17 protein-coding genes are annotated in these 22,683 nt (G+C 60.6%); 2 read left to right on the top strand and 15 right to left on the bottom strand.

Features of this window, described 5'->3' with window-relative positions; translation table 11 throughout:
- Positions 1 to 46: 46 nt before the first annotated feature.
- Positions 47 to 3,418 (bottom strand): EAL domain-containing protein, encoded by a 3,372-nt coding sequence (locus tag BSU04_RS08295; protein WP_218827249.1) that lies wholly within the window; start codon positions 3,416 to 3,418, stop codon positions 47 to 49.
- Positions 3,419 to 3,426: 8 nt separating this feature from the next.
- On the bottom strand, positions 3,427 to 4,494 hold the full coding sequence (locus tag BSU04_RS08290; protein ID WP_089160145.1) for a substrate-binding domain-containing protein: 1,068 nt from the start codon (positions 4,492 to 4,494) through the stop codon (positions 3,427 to 3,429).
- A 1,046-nt stretch (positions 4,495 to 5,540) separates the two neighbouring features.
- Between BSU04_RS08290 and BSU04_RS08280 the strand changes: the two genes are divergently transcribed.
- Positions 5,541 to 7,148, top strand: a complete 1,608-nt coding sequence (locus BSU04_RS08280) for a sensor domain-containing diguanylate cyclase (RefSeq protein ID WP_089160143.1) — start codon at positions 5,541 to 5,543, stop codon at positions 7,146 to 7,148.
- A gap of 267 nt (positions 7,149 to 7,415) precedes the next feature.
- Here the strand turns inward: BSU04_RS08280 and BSU04_RS08275 are convergent, their stop codons facing one another.
- Positions 7,416 to 7,931, bottom strand: a complete 516-nt coding sequence (locus tag BSU04_RS08275) for a hypothetical protein (protein WP_089160142.1) — start codon at positions 7,929 to 7,931, stop codon at positions 7,416 to 7,418.
- Positions 7,903 to 8,151, bottom strand: coding sequence for a hypothetical protein (locus tag BSU04_RS47425; RefSeq protein ID WP_256982312.1), 249 nt, complete (start codon positions 8,149 to 8,151; stop codon positions 7,903 to 7,905). The genes BSU04_RS08275 and BSU04_RS47425 overlap by 29 nt, the downstream gene beginning before the upstream one ends.
- Here BSU04_RS47425 and BSU04_RS48750 point away from each other — a divergent pair.
- Positions 8,077 to 8,343 (top strand): Gfo/Idh/MocA family oxidoreductase, encoded by a 267-nt coding sequence (locus tag BSU04_RS48750; RefSeq protein WP_373452807.1) that lies wholly within the window; start codon positions 8,077 to 8,079, stop codon positions 8,341 to 8,343. The two genes, BSU04_RS47425 and BSU04_RS48750, sit on opposite strands and share 75 nt — an antisense overlap.
- Before the next feature lie 7 nt (positions 8,344 to 8,350).
- Here BSU04_RS48750 and BSU04_RS08265 read toward each other — a convergent pair whose 3' ends face one another.
- From BSU04_RS08265 to BSU04_RS08215, 11 genes are all read right to left on the bottom strand, one after another.
- Positions 8,351 to 9,709: a sigma-54-dependent transcriptional regulator gene (locus BSU04_RS08265; protein WP_089160140.1), complete on the bottom strand. Its 1,359-nt coding sequence runs from the start codon at positions 9,707 to 9,709 to the stop codon at positions 8,351 to 8,353.
- Entirely contained in the window at positions 9,702 to 11,477 is a 1,776-nt protein-coding gene (locus tag BSU04_RS08260; RefSeq protein WP_089160174.1) for a sensor histidine kinase, read from the bottom strand. The genes BSU04_RS08265 and BSU04_RS08260 overlap by 8 nt, the downstream gene beginning before the upstream one ends.
- A 476-nt stretch (positions 11,478 to 11,953) precedes the next feature.
- Positions 11,954 to 13,672 carry a class I poly(R)-hydroxyalkanoic acid synthase gene (gene phaC / locus BSU04_RS08255; RefSeq protein WP_089160139.1) on the bottom strand — a complete coding sequence of 573 codons (1,719 nt, stop codon included), beginning with the start codon at positions 13,670 to 13,672 and terminating at the stop codon, positions 11,954 to 11,956.
- A 162-nt stretch (positions 13,673 to 13,834) separates the two neighbouring features.
- On the bottom strand, positions 13,835 to 13,981 hold the full coding sequence (gene cydX, locus BSU04_RS08250; RefSeq protein WP_089160138.1) for a cytochrome bd-I oxidase subunit CydX: 147 nt from the start codon (positions 13,979 to 13,981) through the stop codon (positions 13,835 to 13,837).
- 19 nt (positions 13,982 to 14,000) lie between these two features.
- The gene (gene cydB, locus BSU04_RS08245) at positions 14,001 to 15,140 is read right to left on the bottom strand and encodes a cytochrome d ubiquinol oxidase subunit II (RefSeq protein ID WP_089160137.1); all 1,140 of its coding nucleotides are present in this window, start codon (positions 15,138 to 15,140) and stop codon (positions 14,001 to 14,003) included.
- Positions 15,127 to 16,719 (bottom strand): cytochrome ubiquinol oxidase subunit I, encoded by a 1,593-nt coding sequence (locus BSU04_RS08240; RefSeq protein WP_089160136.1) that lies wholly within the window; start codon positions 16,717 to 16,719, stop codon positions 15,127 to 15,129. The genes cydB and BSU04_RS08240 overlap by 14 nt, the downstream gene beginning before the upstream one ends.
- 194 nt (positions 16,720 to 16,913) lie before the next feature.
- Positions 16,914 to 17,609: a DUF6781 family protein gene (locus BSU04_RS08235; RefSeq protein WP_256982310.1), complete on the bottom strand. Its 696-nt coding sequence runs from the start codon at positions 17,607 to 17,609 to the stop codon at positions 16,914 to 16,916.
- 153 nt (positions 17,610 to 17,762) lie between these two features.
- A complete protein-coding gene (phbB, locus tag BSU04_RS08230) occupies positions 17,763 to 18,509 on the bottom strand; it encodes an acetoacetyl-CoA reductase (protein ID WP_089160135.1) in 747 nt (248 codons plus the stop codon).
- A gap of 66 nt (positions 18,510 to 18,575) precedes the next feature.
- The gene (locus BSU04_RS08225; RefSeq protein ID WP_089160134.1) at positions 18,576 to 19,757 is read right to left on the bottom strand and encodes an acetyl-CoA C-acetyltransferase; all 1,182 of its coding nucleotides are present in this window, start codon (positions 19,755 to 19,757) and stop codon (positions 18,576 to 18,578) included.
- A gap of 179 nt (positions 19,758 to 19,936) precedes the next feature.
- Entirely contained in the window at positions 19,937 to 21,271 is a 1,335-nt protein-coding gene (locus BSU04_RS08220; RefSeq protein WP_089160133.1) for an NAD(P)/FAD-dependent oxidoreductase, read from the bottom strand.
- 60 nt (positions 21,272 to 21,331) lie between these two features.
- On the bottom strand, positions 21,332 to 22,675 hold the full coding sequence (locus BSU04_RS08215; RefSeq protein WP_089160132.1) for a dicarboxylate/amino acid:cation symporter: 1,344 nt from the start codon (positions 22,673 to 22,675) through the stop codon (positions 21,332 to 21,334).
- Between the last annotated feature and the right edge of the window lie 8 nt (positions 22,676 to 22,683).

Below are 22,683 nucleotides of genomic sequence, written 5' to 3'. Positions count from 1 at the left end.
ACCGCAGCCCGCGTCCAGCGGGCTTTTTGCTATCTGGGAAGCCACCTTATTGGCGCACGGCACGGTTAAGCAGCGTCACGATCTCATCAGATGAAACGGGCCGGCCGAAGAGATATCCCTGCGCTTCATCGCACTCGTTCTCGCGTAGGAAAGCCAGTTGCTGCTCGGTCTCAACCCCTTCTGCGATGACCTTCAGGTTCAGCATGTGACCCAACGATATGACGGCCATCGCAATCGCCTTGTCATCCGGGTTTGTTGGAACGTCACGAATGAAGGATTGGTCAATCTTAAGTCGGCACACAGGAAATTGCTTCAACGCGCTGAGGCTGGAATAGCCTGTTCCGAAATCGTCGATGGACATCTGGACGCCCATGGTCTGCAGCGCCTCCATTTTCACGATCGCCTGCGGCACATCTTGCATGATGAGACTTTCGGTCAGTTCCAACTCGAGATAGCAGGCATCCAGACCGCTATCCTCCAGGGCTCTCGCGACACGATGAGTCAGGTTCTTTTCGGCGAATTGGCGCGCGGATACGTTGACCGACAAGCGGATCAACGGCATCCCCGCGTCCTGCCAAGCCTTATTTTGCTTACACGCCGTCCGAAGCACCCATTCGCCGATGGGTACGATCAACCCGGTTTCTTCGGCTAACGGAATAAACCTGTTCGGCGAAATCACGCCTAGCTCGGGATGCTGCCAACGTATCAACGCTTCCACGCCAATGATTCGGCCAGAGAGCAGATCGACCTGCGGTTGATACAGCAACAAGAACTCACTGTGCTCAATTGCCCGGCGCAATCCATCCTGCAGCACGAGCTTTTCTTGAACTTTTGCATTCATCTCGCTCGCGTAGAACTGATAGTTATTTCTCCCCATGTCTTTGGCAGAATACATCGCGGCATCCGCATTCATGAGCAATGTATCGATGTCAGTCCCGTTTTCAGGGTATGTCGATACGCCCATGCTGCATGTCACCTGAAGTTTCTGAGCGCCGACCTGGATGGGCTGCGCGATCACGTGCTGGATCCTCTGCAAGGTGTGCGCGATCCCTTCCATATTGTCAGGCGCATCGAATAGAACAATCACAAATTCATCGCCTCCGAGGCGCGCGACCGTGTCGATACTTCTTACACACTGCACCATCCGGTCCGCTACCGTTTTAAGCAGTTCGTCGCCAGCGCTATGGCCCAGGCTGTCATTGATCAGTTTGAACTGGTCGAGATCGAGAAAGACTACCGCCACCCAGCGACCGTCGCGATCGCTGTGAAGCAAGGCTTGTTGGATACGCTCCTCCAGCAGTACGCGATTTGGCAAGCCAGTCAGCGCATCATGAAGTGCCATGTGGCGAATGCTGTCTTCCGTGTTTTTACGCTCTATGGCTATGCCTGCAATGCGAGTAGCGATCTCAATCATCTGGGTTTCGATCGGGGCCGGCATGCGTACTTCCTTGGCATACAACGCAAACGTCCCCATGACCTTGCCGTGATGCGAGAGAATAGGCGTCGACCAGCAGGCACGAAATCCATAAGTTTCAGCCAGCGTCCGATAGTCTTCCCAAAGCGGATCCTGCAAAATATCGGCAACGATGACGGGCTCTCCCCTATATATCGCTGTACCGCAAGAGCCGACCTTCGGGCCGACTGAAATGCCGTCGAGGATCTGGACATAAGCATCAGGAAGGCTTGGTGCCGCGCCATGCCGCATATGTACTCCATCCACGTCGAGAAGCAGGACGGACGCGGCCATGCCGCTCAATTGCGACTCGACGAGACGCGCCAGGCTGTCCAGGACCTTGTTGAGTGGCGTGCTCATCGCGATCATCTCCAGGACCCGGCCTTGTTCTTCGCGCAGGACCCCGGCCCTCTTGCGTTGATCGATATCGTGCACCACCCAGATTGCGCCTTTGGACAAGTTTGGACGATCGACCGAGATCAGCGTTCGCTCAACCCATAAAACCGTCCCATCCCGGCGCTTGAGTTGTATGTCGCCGGCGTGCACGCCTTCTAGTTCGATTGCCGCATAGGCCGAATCGCCATGCTCCTGATATTGCTTGTTCGACGGATGCAATCGATCGGTCGAGACGCCGGTCAGGTCATCGACTTGATAGCCGAACATGGTCGCAAACGAATGGTTGCACCGGACAATGCGACGATCCACGAGAAAGGCAATGCCAACGCCAATGTTGTCGAGAATGATCTTCTGTTCCGTCATCAAGGCAACAATGTCCTGCTCGGCTTGCGAGCGAACGATGGCCTCGTGCTGCAAGTGGGTATTCTGTGTGCCGAGTCTTTCCTTGATAACGCTTAACTCAGTTGTTCTCTGCTTGAGCTGATTGCGGTCCTTCAGCAATTGCTCGACCGCGTTCGCCATCTCGTCTATTTCATCGACGCCGCTCAACTGCTCCGTCACGGTCGCATCGTCTTTCGACTCCTGACGAAGATGCCAGCTGATGCCGCGCAGCCGCGCAAGTACATGCCGCCCCATGAACAAGTACGCGATCAGCCATGCCAACGTCAGGCTGCAGGCGAGTATGGCCAGCACCCATTGTTGATTGCGGTCCGAGACGTCGACAAGGCCCTGCACGGCCTGCCGGTAGTCCAGCGTAAAGGAGCTCGATTGCCGGCGGGCAGCCAAAGCCAGTGCGATCGATTGCGTCTGCAGTTCATCGTGAAATCGCAGCAGCACATCGTACTCGTTGACGAGCTTCATACGCAGCGAGAATAGATCCTGCGGACCGGGGTCGATACTGTCGGGTCGCGTTGAACTCAGAGCACCGAGATCGGCTCGCAACGATTCAGGCAATCTGCCTGCCGTCCTGAGCTCCGTCTCGAACTGCAACTGCAGTTGCTTCACGTCTTCTATACGGTTTGCGCTGTCGAGACGATACAACACGTTCGCCAGTGCATAAGCCTTTCGCGAGTGGGTCGCCTGAAGCCTCGCAATCCGAGCCTTCAACGTCTGGGAAAAAACGCCCTCGGTTCTCAAGGTGCTCTCACGCAGTTGCGCCACGATATTGGTGGTACTGCGAAACAACTGGCTCGATTGCTGCAAGTCCAGAACGCCCAAATCGTCGCTGGATGCACCTACCCGCCTCACCAGGCGATCAAGCATGTTCAACTGCTCGACGATATCGGCATAATTCGAATGCACCGCGTCGAGCGATCCCGTGGTGAGCAACTGATAGGTCGAGCGTTCTATCAATACCGTATGCTCAAGGAGGTCCTGTACGTCCTGCATGCGCACTAGCCGTTCTTCTGTCAGCTGCCTCGCAATCCGGTTCGACGTACGCAGCGTGTAGACAGCCGTCATGGCGCCGGCGAGGATAAGCAGCGCCAACACTGAAAGCGCGAGGGCGAACTGGCCGCGTAGCGATCTCGGCATCACGCGGCGGAGCATGCTTGCGACGGTGTCAGTCAAGAGCATTCCTAACGTTTCCATATGCGTCGATAAATCTCCCTATAGCCATTCTCAGGGTCGTACTGCAAGCGGTTGCCGCCGTCGAATGCGATATTGTCGGCATTCACAAGGTGAACTGGCGCCACGAAGCCGCTGACTGGCTGGGCTGAAAACAGGCGGTTCAACTCATCCACTAATTGCCACCCTTGCTGGCTCAGCGGCTCGGCCACGGTAGCGGTTTGATAAGTTTTTGCCTGGATACGTAGAAATGCGGTGGCGCTTCCGTCCCCGGCTGACAACAAGCTTAGCGCGCTGCTGGGCACGCCTGCCTTGGTCAGCTGCGGCGTGGCATAGTCGAAATAGATATCGTTGATGGCAAGCGCGACTGTCCAGCGCTTCCCATATCGCGCAAGTAACTCCTTTGTTATCGCCGGCATCTTCTCGCCGCTTTCCGAAATGGCGACGTCGCGCACCTCAAGCAAGGTGCATCCTTGGCAAGCGCGGATGACGGCCGCCATGACATTTGATTTGCTCACCGCGATTTCAAATCTGGAATCCGTCAGGATTACGACGCCGGCATGACCGTTTGACTGCGTTACCGCCCCTAAGGCAGTCACGCGAGCGACCTCCACGGGGTCTGTCGTCACGTTCATTGCGACGGGGGTACCGGTGATAGGACCCGGCATTGATCCGGCATGCCACGCAACGATTGGAATTCCCCGGCTTGCGAATCGTGCCAGCTCCGGGTTGCTGCTCTGCGCGTCGGCTCCACATAGAATGAGCCCGTCCGGGTTTGAAGCCATTGCCCGCGCGAACGCCGTGAGCCGGCCCGCTGACGTACCGCCTGCATCGAATAGGTTGAGCGTCCAGCCCATCGTCAGTGCTGCCTCGCGCACCCCCTGTGCAACCCCGATGATCCCGCCGTTGCGCAGATCTTCCGCAATGAAAGCGATACGCTTTCCCGACTGGGCGGCTGGCCCCGATTCAGGGCCAGCCCATGGAACACCGTGCCGCGTCGCTTTGGCGATGATCTGCTGCGCTTGGGAAAAGGATAGGGGAGTGGCCGGAACGGGTTGTCCAGGAGGTGTCAGCGGCATGCTCCGGGCAAGCTGCGGTACGCCCACGAAAAGGCAATTGCCCGCGATTGCAAGTACGGGTAGAAGCGTCAGGCTACGTCGAGCGCGGTTGAACAGGCTTCGAAACGATATCAACCCATCGACATTTATGCATACTGGTTCAAATGGCATCAAACCACCCTTAGCTTGCTTCACCTGTCAGGTCGCCGACCGTGGCGCGGCAGTTCTCATTCGGCAACGGTGTTCGTACTGACACCCGCCGCTGGCATTCCACTAGCGACGAATCTACTGGTCTTCGCCAAAAAAATGAGCAGCGACTTTGCATCGGAAACTACGCTTGAGAAGACTTATTCGATATCACCTGGAACACTCGAGTTACCCGGTACAAGGCAGATTGCCGCCACGAAGCGCGGTAAATCAGATCAAGAATGCGAACACCCGCTGATTGTGTTTACGGCATCACCTGCATTTACCTTAGAACCACTTTCAAATCGGAGTTGCTTTCGGGCTCTGCGGCCATCGCTGGGGATATCGGGCATATTGAAAATGAAAACCCTATATTTTCTGTCGTTTGAAAGTCCATGAGCTTTGACGTTTGAATTTAACGATTATTTTCATCGCGAGATTTCCATTTAAGCTGTTTCGCCAAATATCGATCGCAACCAGCACTGAAAAGTTAGCCTGGTCAAGCTGATCGGTCAGGTCCGCACTGCCGCTGAGAGCATTGCACGCGGGGTCGGGACAGATCGTGGCGGGCCACCTCGATTTGTCCTCGCACTGAAGAGGAAGCGGCCGAAACGTTTTGAATCCGACCCACATTACGCAGGTTCGGGTGCAAACAGGTTCCTGACAAAAACCGCACGAGCTGGGGCAAAGCAGCAGATTGACCGGTAAAGTCGCCTGTCTTTGCGCGATGAGCAGGCACTTTTCACTGGTACGCTTCAATCCTATACCCAGAAGCGGGCGATCTGCTGCCTCAGAAAACACCTCCTGACAGGTCTCGCGAAAATGTCAATCGGACGGCGTGCAATGGTTTTTCAAGCTTTCTTAGCTGGTGCGCTAAACACATGACCCAGCGGCCAAATGCGGTGATAGGCGCCAGCGTTGTCATTGCAGGCGCGATTCTCGCCATTGCCGCATGGGTGCTGGTCGAAATGCGGCAGGATGCGCTCACGCGGGCGCAGGAAGCAGCGACCAACGTGTCGCTCCTGGTGGAGCGGGATACCGCGCGCAATCTTGAGGTCTACGACCTGTCGCTGCAGGCGGTGATTGAGGGCCTTGAGCATCCCGGCGTCCGTAACTTGCCGCCCGAACTTCGTCGGATGGTGCTGTTCGATCGGTCGGCGACGGCTAAAGACATGGGCTCGCTATTGGTTCTGGATGAGGCGGGGAATGTGTCGATCGATTCCAAGTCGGAGTCGCCGCGTCGTATCAACCTGGCGGATCGCGATTATTTCACGGTCCACCGCGACTCGTCGACCGTCGGACTCTACGTCAGTCATCCATTCGAGCCGCGGTTGAACGGCGGTGGTGTCAGTATTGCCTTGAGTCGGCGACTATCGCACCCGGACGGCAGTTTTGCCGGGGTGGTGGTGGGGACCTTGCGACTGAACTATTTCCGTAATCTGTTTGCCGGCATGCATCTGGGTGCGGGTGGCTCGATGGCGCTGATGCTGGCAGACGGAACGATGCTGATGCGCCGGCCCTACGACGCGAAGGTCATTGGTCGAAGCCTGATCGGTACGGCTAATTACTCGCGATTCACCCAGGCGACCAGCGGAGATTTTTTCGGTACAGCCGCGATCGACGGTGTTGAGCGATGGTATGCATTCCGGCACATCGGCAATTTTCCGTTGGTCCTCGATGTTGCCCTTGCTACCCAGGACGTTTATGCGGAGTGGCATCGCCGGGCGTGGATCATCGGCTCGCTGATCGGTGTGGTCGATGCCCTCATTCTCACGCTGGCCGCGCTGTTCGCGCAGCAACTCAAACGCCGCCTGGCCATGGAAACCGAACTTCGATCGCTTGCCAGAACCGACGGACTCACGAAACTCTGCAACCGCCGGGCCTTTGACGAAATCATTCAGACGGAATGGCGTCGTGCGCTGCGCGGCGATGCGCCGCTGTCGCTGCTGATGATCGACGTCGATCATTTCAAAAGCTTTAACGACCTCTACGGGCACTCAGCGGGCGACGATGCACTCGCAGCAGTGGCCCGATGCATTGGCGAGAACATCCGGCGTCCGGGCGATAGCGCCGCGCGCTACGGCGGCGAAGAATTCGCCGTGGTGCTCGCTGATACCGGCCGCGACGGCGCGGTTCGGGTTGCGGAGCGCATTCGGGCGGCAGTGCAGGCGCTCGGGCGCACTCATATGGCCAGCATGCATCAGCTCGTGACGGTCAGTATTGGAATTGCGTGCATGACTGATCGCCGCTTCGACGCGCTACGCGTGTTCGTCAATGCTGCGGATGGGGCACTGTATGACGCCAAAGGCGGGGGCCGCAACCGGGTTGTTTGCGAGTCCGATCTTGCCGAAGCTCAGGACCGGGTGGAAGCGGTGAACGCTCATTGCATCGTCGCCGTGATTGCGCCTTCGTCTACGTCTTTAGCTGTCGTGTATGGCGATTACAGCGCCAGGAGGGATTCATCTTCCCTGTGCGCATTCCCCGGTTAAGCCGACATCGCAATCCCGCGATTCGTTATCGTCAAATTGCGAGATCGTTCACTTAGGTTACCTAACAAGCCGACGTACGAAGAAATCGACCTACGCCCGAAAGGAAGTCCCGTTGGGACGAGATGATCCGATGCCGGGGCGAAAAATTCGGCGCGCACATTGCTCACTGGGGATAATGGAGCGATATTACAAGCGTGTGGGGCCAATGGCACGAAGAGCTACCATCCTGGATCGAGGCCTGTGGAAGGGGAAAGATTGACCATCTCACTACGCTGGAACGACACGTTTCGTCGATTCGCAGCGCTGTTTCAGCACTCTCATGTACGTCAAGGCAAGGTTCGGCATCCCACCGTCTTCAAACACCTGAGATAGTCGCCGCGCTGCTGCGTCAAGTGTGCGCAGAGCTAATGTCGTCAGTTGGGCGTCGTGCTGACACAGCATTTTTTCAACGTAGTGAGCGTGCTCGGACTTCAACGTCCATTCGCCTGTCATTTTCGCATGCGCAACGCTTGCCTTAATCGTCAGTTCTGCAGCAACGCAGGTCTCGAGCGAACCTTCGTCTGCGTCGACGCCGCATATAAAGTAGGTAAGGTAGACGGTTTTCAACAAGTCGTCGGCGGTCTCGGCATGGCCGAAACCCTGGCGCAAGGCGACCAGCGCCAAATGATTGCGGAGCGAAGCAGCCCTGAAGGCAGGCGCCGACATTGGTAAGAGATCAGACCGCTTCAGCAGTAGCCGCCCGGCCGCCCCTTCATTACTCGCGTGCGTTTTGGTTTTGCTCATTATTGATTCCTTTGCTAGCAAGTGTATGCGGGCACTGACGGATGTCATCGAAGGAACTAGCGACGTTTAGCGCCTCTTTTTGGTCAAATGCCGGCACCCCGGCGCAGCGCAGCTGCTTGCGGAGCGACTCGATTGTCCCGTCGCGGTGACCCAAGCCGAAGAGATCATTACGAATCCGGATATCGACGCGGTAGTCGTCGCCGCACCAGCCCGCTTTCATGCCGGCCTCGTTACGTCAGCCGCACGAGCGGGGAAAGCAATGTTTTGTGCAAAGCCGATGGCGTTGACACTCGACGAGGCTGACATGGCGAACGCGCTTGCGTGCGTTCATTCGACGAACGTTGGACGGCCGGTACACATGGAAGAAATTTTCAAGTCACTGCCCGTTTTGGCGCCATATGGCATCGCGTGATGCGGTTTCAGCTGTCTCTCCTGAACTCATCGGCGGAAATCTGAAGCTTGCGAAGCTTGTCATACAAGGTTTGCTTGGGTACCCCGAGGGTCGTGGCAGTACGCAGCACGTCACCGTGATGGCGTCTTAGTTCTTCGGTAATCATGGTGCGCTCGAAGTGCTCGACCTGCTGCGGCAAGCCGGTCAGCATGTCGTGGCCGCCGGTCGCCGAGGTGAGGCTGCCGCGGAACAAGCCCAGCACGAAGCGGTCGGCGACATTGCGCAGTTCGCGCACATTGCCAGGCCACGCATGAGCCATCAGCTCGGCCAGTTGAGATCTGTCGAGCAGGGGGGCCGTGCGCTGGTGGCGACTCGCCGCCAGCAGCGTGAAGTGCTCGAACAGCAGCGGGATATCTTCCCGGCGCTCGCGCAGGGGCGGCAGTTCGATGAAGGCCACACCAATGCGGTAATACAGGTCCGAACGGAATTTCTGCTGGTCGCTCAGGACTTTCAAGTCGTCCTTCGCGGCGGCGATCACGCGGCAATCCACATGGATCGCCTTGTTCGACCCTATCCGCTCGATACTTCGTTCCTGCAGGGCCCGCAGGAACTTGATCTGCACGGCCATCGGCATGCTCTCTATTTCGTCGAGAAACAGCGTGCCTCCGTGCGCATGCTCGAACTTGCCGATTCGCACGCGCGAGGCGCCGGTGAAGGAGCCCACTTCGTGGCCGAACAGTTCGCTCTCGGCCAGCGCCTCGGACAACCCGCCGCAGTTCAGCGGCACGTAGTTGGCGTGGCGCCGGTCGCTGTGATCGTGGAGGCAACGCGCCACCAGGTCCTTGCCGGTACCGGTCTCGCCGTAGATCACCACGTCGGCCGAAGTGCCCGCCAACGTCAGGACCGTTTCGCGTACGTGCTGCATCTGCGCCGAACGTCCAAGCATCATCGCCTGGATGCCGTGAGCGTTCTCGATCCGCTCGCGCAGTGCTTGCACCTGTAGCGTCAGATAACGTTTTTCGGCGGCGCGGCGAACGACGGCGACCAGATGTTCCGAGGGAAAGGGCTTTTCGATGAAATCGTAGGCACCCTGGCGCATGGCAAGCACGGCCATCGCAATGTCGCCATGGCCCGTGACCAGGATCACCGGCAGATCGGGATCGATGGTGCGGATCTCGTTCAGCCATTGTGTACCCGGCATGCCGGGCAGCTTGACATCGCATAGCACGACAGCCGGCACGCCGGCCCGAATGTGCGAGCGGGCTTCCTCTACGCTGGCAAAGCCGTCGACCTCGAGCCCGGCCAGCTCCAAGGCCTGCGTGCTGCCCATGCGTACATCGGGCTCATCCTCGACGAAGATCACCCGGATGGCTTGTTGGTCACTCATTGGATTCAACCTTCAGTGTGGCCGCAAGCGGCAGTTCGATCACGAAACAGGCGCCGCCTCCGTCCATGCCGCTTCCATTCATGTTTTGAGCGTGCAGGCTGCCGCCCAACTCGCGCACGATGTGAGCCGATATCATCAGGCCCAGCCCCAGGCCCGCGCCAGCCGGTTTGCTGGTGATGAAAGGTTCGAACAGGCGCGGCAGGATGTCGGCGCGTATGCCGGGGCCGCTATCGATGACCTGGATGACGCAGCGCTTGCCCGCCGTGTCGGCCACGCTCGCTTCTACGCGCAGACGGCGCTGCGGCGAGGCCGCCATGGCGTCAATGGCGTTACCCAACAGATTCACCAGCACCTGCTCAAGCCGTGCCTCCTCGGCCAGCGCGGCGAGCCCGGCGGGCACCACCTGCACCACCAGTTCCACGCCGTTGTCGCGCAAACGTTCCGCCACCAGAAACTGCACGTTGGCAATCATTTGCTGCAAGGGCACGGGCACGCGTGTGGGACTGGTCTTGTGCGCAAAGGCCTTGAGCTGATAGGTCAGGCGTCCAAGGCGATCCACGAGATACGCGATGCGCTGCAGATTGCCCCGCACATCGCCTAGCCGATCCTTGTCCAGCAGCACACAGGCGTTGTCGGAGAGCGTGCGCAATGCGGCCAGTGGCTGATTCAGCTCGTGCACCATGCCGGCCGACATCTGACCCAACGCTGCCATCTTGCCGGTATGTACCAGTTCGCCCTGCATGACCCGCAGGTCGGCCTCGACGGCCTTGCGCACCTCTACTTCCTCGCCGAGTTGGGTGACCGCGCTGCGCAATTCGGCCGTGCGGTCGACAATCTTCGCCTCGAGGCTGTCATGGGCGGCCTGCAGGGCGGCCTGACCGGCGAGTCTTTGGCGCAGCGCACGCTGGCGTTGTGCGAGCACTGTCGCCAGCAACAGCATCACCGCTGTCCCCAGCGCGGCGGTGATGGCCAGCACCCACGCACTTGTGCGTACCGGCGCCACGTCGTCGAGCACGATCAGATGCCAGCCGGCCTGCTGAGTCAACGGCCGCGTCGTAGCCAAATAAGCGCTGCCATTCAAACGGACCAGTGAAGCGCCGGTGTCAAGGCGCTTCGTCACACGCCAGTCGAGCGGCGCCAGCGTGGCATCCCCGTAGGGACGTGTACTGGCGATATCCGCGAGCGCTTGCTGCGTCAGCGGTGCCAGCGGCCGGAATTTCCACTCATCGCGGGACGACAGGATCACCACGTCGCGTTCGTCGACCAGCATGACATTGCCGGGAAGTTTTTTCCATTCGAGCGCGGCGTCTTCCAGGTTGACCTTGACGGTGGCGATGCCGCGCAACTGGCCTTCATGGTAGACGGCATAGGACAGGTAATATCCGGCGCGCTTGCTGGTGAAACCCATACCGTAGAAACTGCCACGTCCGTGCGCTAGTGCGTCCCTCACGTAGGGCCGAAACGAGAGATCCGCACCAACCGGCGTACCCGGCTGGTTCCAGTCCGACGCCGCAATGCCTACGCCCGCCCGATTCAGAACATAGAGGCTGGTCGCGCCGGCCGTTGCGCTGACTCCCTGCAGATAACGATCGACTTCCTCGCGCAGGGGGCGGTTGCCTGGGGCATCCAGCAGCGCGAACACGCTGGGCGTCATCTCCAGCAGCGACGGCAGGTAATCCAGACGCTTCAGATCGCCCTCGATTCCCGCGCCGACCATGTCGAGACGGTGCTGGGCTGCATCGCGCAGGTTGTCCAGCTCGGATTGCATGGCCACTGCATGTCCGATCAGGGCGGCTACCGCGATGAGCACAAGCGCCGCGCATACGGCCAGCGTGCGCCGGACGCTCGTCCTGACATGGCTTTGCCGTACCTGAACTTGATTCGCAGGCGGATGAATCACAGGTAGGTGGCCCGAAACCCATGTCCGATAGCGTGGCCGAGCCGAAGCGCAGCCCCGAACGTCGACTGGGTCATGTTCTGTCTCCTCTGGGGCTTTGCGCCGCACGCAAACCGACGCGTGGCCCTTGGAATGGAGGCCTGATCGCGGTTCCTAGTGCCCCGAAGGCGCCTGACCGCGATTCGAAGCGCCCATCAGTTTGCTCGTCGCCGAGCGCGTATGACGCTTCCAGCCATAATGCTTAAATGATACCAACGCACGCGTGCCGGAACACCCGGGAATTCCCGTCAAATACGCCATTCGTTCGCTCTTTTATACAGACGTTTACTGTGGGCGCTCCCGTGAGCTCACACCTGATCTTTGCTGGTCTTCCTGACGTAGCGCCCGGGCGCGGGCTCGATCGGCTTGTACTTCGCATTGCCGGGTCGTTTGGGAGCCGATCTCGGCTTGCCGGCATGCGGTTTCAGCCAGTCCATCCAGTGCGTCCACCAGCTGCCTTGCTTCGACGTTGCGGAGCAAAGCCACGCTTGCGCGTCGTCGCCCAGTTGGCCGTCGGTCCAGAAACTACGCTTGTTCTTCGACGCCGGGTTGATCACGCCCGCTATATGACCGCTCGCGCCGAGCACAAACTGAGTCCTCCCGCCACCGACCAGTTGCGTCGTGCGATACGCGCCTTTCCACGGCACGATGTGGTCCTCCTGCGTGGCGAGCACATAGCTCGGCATGTCGATGCATCCCAAGTCCACTGGGGTGCCGCACATCGTGAGGCGGGCCGGCTTGCACAGGTTGTTCTCGAGGTACATGTTGCGCAGGTACCAGGCGTACATCGGCCCAGGCAGGTTGGTGCCGTCCGCATTCCAGTACAGCAGGTCGAACGCCTGGGGAGCGCTGCCCTTGAGGTAGTTATTGACGACGTAAGGCCATATGAGGTCGTTGGCGCGCAGCGCCTGGAATACGAAGCCGAGTTCCTGGCCCGGGTAGATTCCGCCGTGACCGATGGACTGTTCGCGCTGCGAAACCCCCTGTTCGTCGATGAACACGCCCAGGTCGCCCGGGTCGCTGAAATCGAGCATGGTCGTGAGAAGCGTGAGACTCGCCACCGACTCGTCGCCGCGTGCGCGCAGCACCGCGACGGCCGATGACAGGATCGTGCCGCCCACGCACCAGCCGAGCGCGTTGACCTTGTCGGCACCGCTGATCGCGAGCCCGATCTCGATCGCCTTCATCGCGCCTTTTTCGAGGTAGTCGTCCCAGGTTATGTGTGCCAGTTCGGCGCCGGGGTTGCGCCAGGACACAAGGAACACCGTCTGGCCTTGTTCGCTTGCAAAGCGCACGAACGAGTTTTCCGGCTGAAGATCCAGGATGTAGAACTTGTTGATGCACGGCGGCACAATCACGAGCGCTCGCGTGGCGACCTCGTCGGTGAGCGGCGCGTACTGGATCAGCTGGAACAGCTCGTTCTCGAACACGACCGAACCTTTGGAGACCGCGACATTACGGCCCACTTCGAATGCGCTCTCATCGGTGATGGAGATGCGGCCGCGTTTCAGGTCATCGACCAGGTTCGCAAAACCGGCCCTGATGCTTTCCCCTTGCGTTTCGAGCGCAACTGTCATGGCCTCGGGATTGGTCGCCGCGAAGTTGGCCGGGCTCATCGAGTCGATAAACTGGCGCACATAGAAGCGCAGCTTGTGTTTTTCCTTCTCCTCAATGCCGGCCGCTTCGACCATTTCGTCAAGCAGGCGCGCGTTGAGCAGATAAGTCTGCATGAGCAGGCTATACCAGGGATTGTCTCGCCACGCGTCGGCATTGAACCGGCGGTCACCGCGCTCGGGAAGTGCCGTCGGCTCCGGAGTCTTGCCGGCGGCGCTTGCAACCATGCCCATATACAGCGCCATCTGCTGCTGCCAGTAGTGGGTCTGCGCCTGTGCAAGCGCGAGGGCTGGGGGCTCGGCCGCCCTCGCGGATGCATCGCAGGGCACGCCTGGTAACGCTTGCATCAGCGTCTGCGCCGATTTGAAAAATCCCCGGACGAACTCGTCCGGCATGTTGAACGGCGAGGCCATGCTGTCTCCTACAGGTTGGAAAGGAAAATCGACAGCGCGTCACGCGCCGCTAGTTGGCCCTTCATTTTTTTCGCAGCGTGCGTGATAGAGGACGAAGGACTTCGTTGCATGGAAATATCCTTCTGATCGAGAATGTAAGGATATCGAACTATAGGGAAAATTTTAGCGCTCTACGCGGGACTCGAAGCGTTCGCGTGTAGTGTCTTCGTCGATCTGTCCGAATGCGTATGAAGACTCCAGCCATAGCGCGTTGATGATCGCGAAAGCGAGTGCCAGCCCTAGACCGAGGACCCAGGTGAAGTACCACATAAGGTAGATGCTCCATCGTTCAGTATAGTTTTGCGCCGTGGCTTCGAATATCTTCCACGGTGATCGGGCCGCGCAGCACGCGATAAACCCAGCCGGTGTACAGCACGATCAGCGGCACGAACAACGCCGCCACGATCAGCATGATCTTCAGGGTTCTGGGGCTCGAACTGGCGTTCCATAACGTCAGGCTGCTTGCGGGGTCGATCGACGAAGGCAGCAGCACCGGGAATAAAGTGACGCCCGCGGTGAAGATCGCCGCCAGCACGGTCAGCGAACTCGAACAGAATGCAGCGGTCCAGTGCGCCGTCCGGCTGAGCAGGGCGGTCGCCATCGCACCGAGAACGGCTAGCAGGGGGAGGGCCAGCAGACCGGGACACCGCACGAAGTTGCCGGTCCAGCCGCCGGCCACATGCTGAGGCAGCCGTGCCGACCCTGCTGCAGGCGCTTGCAGGAGTGCCGCAGTGTCAAAGCGAAGGCCGGGCAAGGAGGTTGCCAGCCATGCGCCGCAGATGACGAACAACAGCGTGAAGATCAGCGCGGCTCCCGACGTTCGGCGTCCGACCGCACGAGCAAACGCCGGTTCGGTGCGCCTCTGCACATAGGCGCCGCCATGCATCGCGCACAACGCTACCGCAGCAACCGCGACGAGCACGGCAAACGGCTGAAACAGGCTGGTGAAGTGCCCGCTATAAGCCATGCGAAAATCGCTGTCGAGCCGGAATGGCAGGCCGATGAACAGGTTGCCCACCAGCAAGCCAAATGCCACGGCAGGCACCAGGCCACCGGCGAATAGCGCCCAGTCCCACGCGGTGCGCCAGCGGCGGCTCTGGAGCTTGCTGCGATAGTCAAAACCAACTGGCCTCGCGAACAGCGCGAACAGGGCAAGCATCATTACGATGTACGCCCCGGAAAAGCTCACGGCATAGACCTGTGGAAACGCGGCAAAGGTTGCCCCGACTGCGGTGATCAGCCAGGTCTGGTTGCCTTCCCAAGTAGCGCCGACCGCGTTGAGGACCACGCGGCGCTGTTCATCGGTCTTGCCGACCCATGGCAACAGGATCAGCGCGCCGAGATCGAAGCCGTCGGTGACGACGAAGCCGGCGAACAGCACGATGATCAACAACCACCACGCGAGGCGCAGCGTGTCAGGCTCGAACATCGGTGTCTCCCTGTGCGATCGCGTCGGAGTGGGTTTCGAAATGATATCGACCCTGCCCCAAGCTGCTCGGACCCAGGCGGGAATACTTGAACATCAGATAGAGTTCCACCGCCAGCAGCAGCGTGTAGAAGCCAACGAATCCCGTCAGGCTGAAGTACAGGTCGCCCGGGGCTACGCTCGACACGCTCAGGTAAGTCGGCAGCACACCGCTGACGGTCCACGGCTGACGGCCATATTCAGCCACGAACCAACCCAGCTCGGCCGCCACCCAGGGTAGCGGAATCGACCATAGCGCGATCCTCATCAGCCAGCGCTTGGGCGCCACGTTGCGCCGCGCGATGAAGTAGAACGCAGCGGCAAACACCAGCAGGAACCACATGCCCAGCCCGGCCATTCCGCGGAACGCCCAGAACAGGGGGGCGACGCGCGGAATCGTGTCATGGGCGGCCAGCGTGATCTGCGTATCGGTTGCATCGACGACGGCCGGCGTGTACTTCGCAAGCAACAGGCCGTAACCAAGATCGCCGCCATGCTGTTGCCACTGCGCCATCACGGGTGAGCTGCGATCACCGCGTTTCATCGACTGGAGCGCGGCGAAGGCGCGCTGGCCGCTGCGGATGCGCTGTACGGCATCTGCGCGCAACTCGCGGATGCCTGGCACGGGCGTGTCGGCGGAGCGGGTCGCGATCAGTCCTAGCAGCCAGGGAACGTAGATCGCGTACCTGGAAGTCTCAGTGTCATCATCAGGAATGCCGAACAGCATGAATGATGCCGGTGCCGGTTGGGTCTCCCACTCGGCCTCGATCGCCGCGAGCTTGACCTTCTGGACTTCGCCCGCAGTGTAGCCCGACTCGTCGCCGAGCACGATCACCGACAACACGGACGCCAAACCGAAGGCCGCTGCGATCGCGAACGAACGTATCGCGAACGCCACGTCACGTCCCTTCAGCAGATACCACGAACTGATGCCGAGTACGAACATCGCCGCGGCGACATAGCCCGCGGCCACCGTATGGACGAACTTCGCCTGCGCGACCGGGTTGAAGATGACCGCCTCGATGCTGACCAGCTCCATGCGCAGTGTCTCGACGTTGAACGCGGCGCCCACTGGGTTCTGCATCCAGCCATTGGCGATCAGGATCCAAAGCGCCGAGAGGTTGGAGCCCAGCGCGACGAGGACAGTCACAGCGAGATGCTGCACCCGGCCGAGGCGATCCCAGCCGAAGAAGAACAAGCCGACGAAGGTCGACTCGAGAAAAAACGCCATCAACCCTTCGACTGCAACCGGTACGCCGAACACGTCGCCGACGTAGTACGAGTAGTAGGCCCAGTTGGTGCCGAACTGGAATTCGAGTGTGATGCCGGTCGTGACGCCCATCGCGAAGTTGATTGCGAACAGCTTGCCCCAGAACTGGGTCATGTCCTTGTAGACGAGCTTGCCGGTCATCACATACAGCGACTCCATGATGACAAGCAGCCACGACATCCCGAGCGTCAGTGGGACGAACAGGAAGTGATAGAGCGCGGTGGCGCCGAACTGCAGCCGCGACAGCGCGACGACTTCGGGATCAACTGCCATGCGTGTCCTTCAACGACGGTAAATTGCGTGCCGTGCCCAACAGGTGTCGCGCGGTGCTGGCCCGATCGACACGGGCAGCTTGCGGGCTGGGTTCAAGTATCTTAAGGATAACGAATAACAGTACCGTCTTGACGAGGAGAACTCGTGCAATATCGCCTGCCAGGCGCGGGGTATGACGCACGGCCGGGATCGCCCTAGGCCTGGGCTTGCGTTTTGCGGGACCGGCCCGAGTCAGGCACGGCCTCGGGCTGCAGAGCGTCGGACATGCCGATCAGTACGCCGCTCACCAGCGCAGCGTAGCTGTCCATCATGGCCCGGGCGGCATGCACGCCGTTGGCCCGGCCATCCCGCAAGGCTGCCTGTGCCTGGGCCAGCAACTGCTCGACGCTCACGCTGGCTTGCGCTCCGGTATCGGTGCCCTTGAGCTTCATGGCATCGAGCACGTGCTGCCAGGGTGCGCGCAGCGAGTCGCCGGTTTCCCGGGTCGCTCTGGATACCGTCGTGAAGAAGACATTCTCCATCTGCTCCAGATTGGCCAGCGCGCTTTTCATGTGTTTGTCCTGCACATCCACGCCCTGATTGACAAACTGCGCCAAGGCCTTGCGCTGGGCCTCGACCGTTTGCAGCAGAGCGGCGTCCATGCCGGCAAAGGCCTTGCCCAGCAACTGCTCAACGTCCATGGAACCCGCCGGATTCTGCGCCGTGCCCGTTGAGGCCGCCTGAGTTACTGTTTTCAGGACCTTGCGTATGTTCTCCAAGGTCAACTCACGCTCCTGAAGCGCCTTCAGCGTAGCCTCGCGCACGGCGCTGCCCAAGGTCTCCGACTGCTTGGCCGTGGCTTCAGCGAACATCTTGACCAAAGCATCCTGATCGATTCCAGACTTGATCACGTTTGTCTCCTTGAGTAGTAAGAGGACCGTCTTGCTGGTGCCCCGGTAGACCCGGGCCGGTGCCGGACAGGCACGCGAGTACCGATTGCCGCCGCTGCCGACGGCGGTAGTTCGCGGCCGGGTCTGAGTTTTCCCTGACCGGGGAGGGGTTTGTCACTGCATGTGCTGACCGCCGTTGATGGCGATGTTGGCGCCGGTCACGAAGGCGGCTTCTTCGGAGGCAAGGTAGATGATCAACCCGGCGACTTCCTCGGGCTTGCCGAGCCGGCCAACCGGGATGTTCGGCAGGATCTTGGAGTCCAGTATCTCCTGGGGAATGGCCGTTACCATCTTCGTGCCGATGTAACCTGGCGAGATGGTGTTAACGGTGACTCCCTTCCTGGCTACTTCGAGCGCCAGTGCTTTCGTGAAACCGTGTACCCCGGATTTGGCTGCCGAGTAGTTGGTCTGGCCGAAGGCCCCTTTGGAGCCGTTGACCGACGACACGTTGATTACGCGGCCCCAGTTGCGCTCGACCATGCCGTCGGCGACTTGCTTGGTCATGTTGAACAGGCTGTCGAGGTTGGTGCGCAGCACCGCGTCCCAGTTGACCTTGTCCATCTTCTTGAAGGTCATGTCGCGCGTGATGCCGGCGTTGTTGACGAGTACGTCGATGGGCCCAAGCTCATCCTGCGTGCGCGCCACTGCGCTCGCGCAGGAGTTGATGTCGGTTACGTCGCAGGGCACGGCGAGGATGTCATAACCGTTCGCCTTCATCTGCGCCACCCATTCGCCGTGACGGTTGTTGCCGGGCGAGTAGGTCACGGCCACCTTGTAGCCGGCATCGACCATCTTGGTGGAGATCGTCTCGCCCAGGCCACCCATGCCTCCCGTTACCAGTACCACGCGTGCTTGTGTCATGTTCCGTCTCCTTGTTGGTGTTACGTTCAGATGTGCTCACGCATATTCGCGCGCATTCACGTACATTCAGGCAAGTTCGACGGCTAGCGCCACGCCCATGCCGCCGCCGATGCACAGCGATGCCAGCCCCTTGTTGGCGCCGCGGCGCTTCATTTCGTGCAGCAGAGTCACCAGGATCCGACAGCCGGACGCGCCGATCGGGTGGCCGAGTGCAATGGCGCCGCCGTTGACGTTGATCTTGCTCGTGTCCCAACCCATTTCCTTGTTCACCGCGCAGGCCTGCGCAGCGAAGGCTTCGTTGATCTCCATGAGGTCAAGGTCTTGCGCCGACCAGCCTGCGCGCTGCAGGCACAATCGCGAGGCCGGCACCGGGCCCATGCCCATGATCTTGGGGTCGAGTCCTGCCGACGCATACGCGCGGATCACGGCCAGTGGACGCAAGCCGAGTGCCGCGGCGCGCTGTGCGCTCATCACGAGCACGGCGGCAGCACCGTCGTTGAGCCCCGATGCATTGCCCGCCGTCACCGATCCCGCTTTGTCGAAGGCCGGACGCAAACCGGCCAGCACGTCCACGCTGGTTTTGCGGTTGACGAACTCGTCGGCCGCGAAGATGATCGGTTCGCCTTTTTTCTGCGCAATGGAAAACGGCAGGATCTCGTCGGCGAACCGGCCGGCGTCCTGCGCCGCGGCGGCCTTCTGCTGCGAGGCGAGCGCCAGCGCATCCTGCGCGTCGCGCGTGATGCCGTACTCCTTCGCCACGTTCTCCGCCGTGATGCCCATGTGGTACTGGTTATAGACGTCCCACAAGCCGTCGACGATCATGCTGTCGACCAGTTTCGCGTCGCCCATGCGAAAGCCATCGCGTGAACCGGGCAGCACGTGCGGCGCCGCGCTCATGTTTTCCTGGCCCCCGGCAATGACGATCTCGGCGTCGCCGCACTTGAGCGCTTGTGCCGCGAGCATGACAGCCTTGAGGCCGGAGCCGCACACCTTGTTGATGGTCATGGCGGGAACGCTTTGCGGCAACCCGGCCTTGATGACGGTTTGGCGCGCCGGGTTCTGGCCCGCACCGGCGCTCAGCACCTGGCCGATGATGACTTCGCTCACCGCGTCGGCGGGCACGCCGGCTTGCGCCAGCAACCCCCTGACCACATGGGCGCCGAGATCGACCGCAGGGGTCCTGGCGAGCGTGCCACCGAACTTGCCCACGGCGGTGCGGGCGGCGGCGACGATAACGATGTCGGACATGTTCACTCCTTCTCAGTGGATGATGCAAAAGCCAAAAAAATGGGCGGGTACTCGCTGCCTTTTCGCTGACATCAGTCATGGCCCGGCTCCATGACAGGGTGCTCGATGTTGCTGCGGCCTCGCGTTTGGGCCGCGGGATCGTCTCGCCATGTCCAGGTTTAAAAAACAGGCCGCCGATATCAATGCAGCTTGACGTGAGGCTCGGTGCGCCGCACGATCAGCCGCGCCAGGGTGTCGAGCGCCACCTTGGGGAAGCCGTGCAAGGCCAGTTCATGCATCTTGTAGAGCGACAGGTACATCAGGCGTGCGAACAAGCCTTCGATCATCAGGTTGCCGCCGATCAAGCCCCCCATCATGTTGCCGACGGTGCTGAACTCGCCCAGCGAGACGAGCGAGCCAAAATCCCGGTAGCGGTAGTCGACAAGCGGTTTGCGAGCCAGCTGCCGCCTGATCTGCCGCATCAGGTGAGTGGCCTGCTGGTGGGCGGCCTGAGCGCGTGGCGGCACGAGGATTGCCTCCCCGGCTTGCGGCCACGCGCAGGCCGCGCAGTCGCCGATGGCGAAGATGTTCTCGTCACGGCTGGTCTGCAGCGTCGGCCGCACCACCAGCTGGTTGACGCGATTGGTCTCGAGGCCTGCAATGTCCTTCAGGAAGTCTGGCGCCTTGACGCCGGCCGCCCAGACCACAAGTTCGGCAGGTAGAAACTGGCCATCGGCCAGACGCACGCCGTCCCACAATACTTCGGATACCTTGGCATTCGTGCGCACTTCCACGCCAAGCTTGGCCAGCAGGTCCTCGGTGGCCTGCGACAGGCGTGGCGGCAAGGCGGGCAATACACGCGGCGCAGCCTCGACGACCGTCACGCGGATGTCCTTGTCGGCATCGACACGGTCCAGGCCGAAGGCCACCACTTCGCGTGTGGTGCGGTGCAGTTCGGCCGCCAGCTCGACACCCGTAGCGCCCGCGCCGATGATGACCACCTGCAACTGTTCGGGACGCAGCGGCGTAGTTTGCGCATGCGCGCGGATGCAGGCATTGACCATGCGCGAATGGAACCGCAGCGCGTCGACGGATGATTCCAGCCGCATCGCGTATTCACGCACGCCCGGCGTACCGAAGTCGTTGCTCTGGCTGCCGACGGCCATCACCAGTGTGTCGTAGCCGAATGCGCGCTGTGGCGTAACCTGCTGACCCTCGTCGTCAACATGGGGCGCCACCAGCACCTCGCGCCGTTCCCGATCGAGACCCACCATTTCGCCCACGCGATATCGGAAGTGATGCCAGTGCGACTGGGCGAGGTAACCCACTTCGTGAGCGCTCATATCCATACTGCCGGCGGCGATCTCGTGCAGCTTGGGTTTCCATACGTGGGTGCGCTTCCTTTCGATCAGCGTGATGTCGGCCTGAGCGCGCCGGCCGAGCGTGTTGCCCAGCCGGGTTGCCAATTCGAGCCCGCCCGCGCCGCCGCCGACAATGACGATGCGGTGGCGCGGGTGATCGGTTGCGGTGGTCATGGTGGATTCCAGGTCCGGGATTCGCATCGAATGCTTAGGTAAGCTATATAAATGAGCTGTTTAGTGTTTCGAGGCCACAGGCATGTGCTGTTCCACAGCGTCGAGTACCGCTTCAGGATCCTCGGTGGCGGCCCCGGATTGGTTGTTGAGTTGGCGATGCAGGCGATCGACATCGAGGTCACCGAGCCACTTCCCGACCACAACCGTCGCCACTCCGTTGCCAATCAGGTTAGTCAGCGCGCGCGCCTCCGACATGAAGCGGTCGATGCCCAGGATCAGCGCAAGCCCTGCGACCGGGACGCCTCCTACGGCCGACAGTGTCGCCGCCAGCACGATGAAACCGCTGCCTGTCACGCCCGCTGCTCCTTTGGAGGTAAGCATCAGGACACCCAGCAGCGTGATCTGCTGCACCAGCGTCATCGGCGTGTTTGTTGCCTGGGCGATGAACACGGCGGCCATCGTGAGGTAGATCGAGGTGCCGTCCAGGTTGAATGAGTAGCCGGTAGGAATCACCAGGCCGACCACCGACTTGCGCACCCCGAGGTTTTCCATCTTGACCATCATGCGCGGCAAGGCCGCTTCCGACGAACTGGTGCCGAACACAATCAGCAGTTCTTCCTTGATGTAGCGGATGAACTTCCAGATCGAGAAGCCGTGCAACCGGGCAATCGTCCCGAGGACGACGAAGATGAAGAACAGGCAGGTGGCATAGAACGTACCCATCAGCTTGCCGAGCGACAGCAGCGAGCCCAGTCCGTACTCGCCGATGGTGAAGGCCATGGCGCCGAAGGCGCCGATCGGGGCGACCCTCATGATCATGCCGACGATCGCGAACAGCACATGCGAGCCTTTTTCGATGATGTCGAATATCAAGGTGCCCCGACCGCCGAACTTGTGCAGCGCGAAGCCGAACATCACCGAGAAGAGCAGGACTTGCAGGATCTCGCCTTTGGCGAAGGCGTCCACGACCGTGCTGGGAATGATGTTGAAGATGAACTCGACGGTGCCCTGCATCTTGCCGGGTGCGGTATAGGCCGCGATAGTTTTGGGGTCGAGCGTGCCGGCATCGATATTCATGCCCACGCCGGGCCGCAAGACGTTGATGATCACGAGCCCGACCACCAGCGCGACGGCGCTGACGACCTCGAAGTACAGCAACGCCAGGCCGCCCGTCTTGCCGACCTTCTTCATGTCCTCCATGCCGGCTATGCCTACCACCACGGTGCAGAAGATGATCGGCGCGATGATCATCTTGATCAGCTTGATGAAACCGTCGCCGAGCGGTTTCATCGCCGTACCGGTGTGTGGGTAGAAATGGCCCACCAGCACACCAATGACGATCGCCGTGATGACCTGGAAGTAGAGCGACTTGTAAAGCGGCCTGCTTTTGGGATCGTGGTCCATGGGTGTCT

The sequence above is a fragment of the Caballeronia sordidicola genome, assembly GCF_002220365.1.
Lineage (GTDB): Bacteria > Pseudomonadota > Gammaproteobacteria > Burkholderiales > Burkholderiaceae > Caballeronia > Caballeronia sordidicola_C.
This window is presented reverse-complemented; position numbering and strand designations above follow the sequence as displayed.

Bases quoted from the DNA above. Each gene is read 5' to 3' on its own strand.
- phbB (WP_089160135.1), bottom strand. From the start codon at position 18,509: ATGACACAAGCACGCGTGGTACTGGTAACGGGAGGCATGGGTGGCCTG.
- BSU04_RS47425 (WP_256982312.1), bottom strand. From the start codon at position 8,151: ATGAAAGCGGGCTGGTGCGGCGACGACTACCGCGTCGATATCCGGATT.
- BSU04_RS08260 (WP_089160174.1), bottom strand. From the start codon at position 11,477: ATGCAATCCGAGCTGGACAACCTGCGCGATGCAGCCCAGCACCGTCTC.
- BSU04_RS08220 (WP_089160133.1), bottom strand. From the start codon at position 21,271: ATGACCACCGCAACCGATCACCCGCGCCACCGCATCGTCATTGTCGGC.
- BSU04_RS08240 (WP_089160136.1), bottom strand. From the start codon at position 16,719: ATGGCAGTTGATCCCGAAGTCGTCGCGCTGTCGCGGCTGCAGTTCGGC.
- BSU04_RS08280 (WP_089160143.1), top strand. From the start codon at position 5,541: ATGACCCAGCGGCCAAATGCGGTGATAGGCGCCAGCGTTGTCATTGCA.
- cydB (WP_089160137.1), bottom strand. From the start codon at position 15,140: ATGTTCGAGCCTGACACGCTGCGCCTCGCGTGGTGGTTGTTGATCATC.
- BSU04_RS08225 (WP_089160134.1), bottom strand. From the start codon at position 19,757: ATGTCCGACATCGTTATCGTCGCCGCCGCCCGCACCGCCGTGGGCAAG.
- cydX (WP_089160138.1), bottom strand. From the start codon at position 13,981: ATGTGGTACTTCACCTGGGTCCTCGGTCTAGGGCTGGCACTCGCTTTC.
- BSU04_RS08290 (WP_089160145.1), bottom strand. From the start codon at position 4,494: ATGCCGCTGACACCTCCTGGACAACCCGTTCCGGCCACTCCCCTATCC.
- BSU04_RS08215 (WP_089160132.1), bottom strand. From the start codon at position 22,675: ATGGACCACGATCCCAAAAGCAGGCCGCTTTACAAGTCGCTCTACTTC.
- BSU04_RS08265 (WP_089160140.1), bottom strand. From the start codon at position 9,709: ATGAGTGACCAACAAGCCATCCGGGTGATCTTCGTCGAGGATGAGCCC.
- phaC (WP_089160139.1), bottom strand. From the start codon at position 13,672: ATGGCCTCGCCGTTCAACATGCCGGACGAGTTCGTCCGGGGATTTTTC.
- BSU04_RS08275 (WP_089160142.1), bottom strand. From the start codon at position 7,931: ATGAGCAAAACCAAAACGCACGCGAGTAATGAAGGGGCGGCCGGGCGG.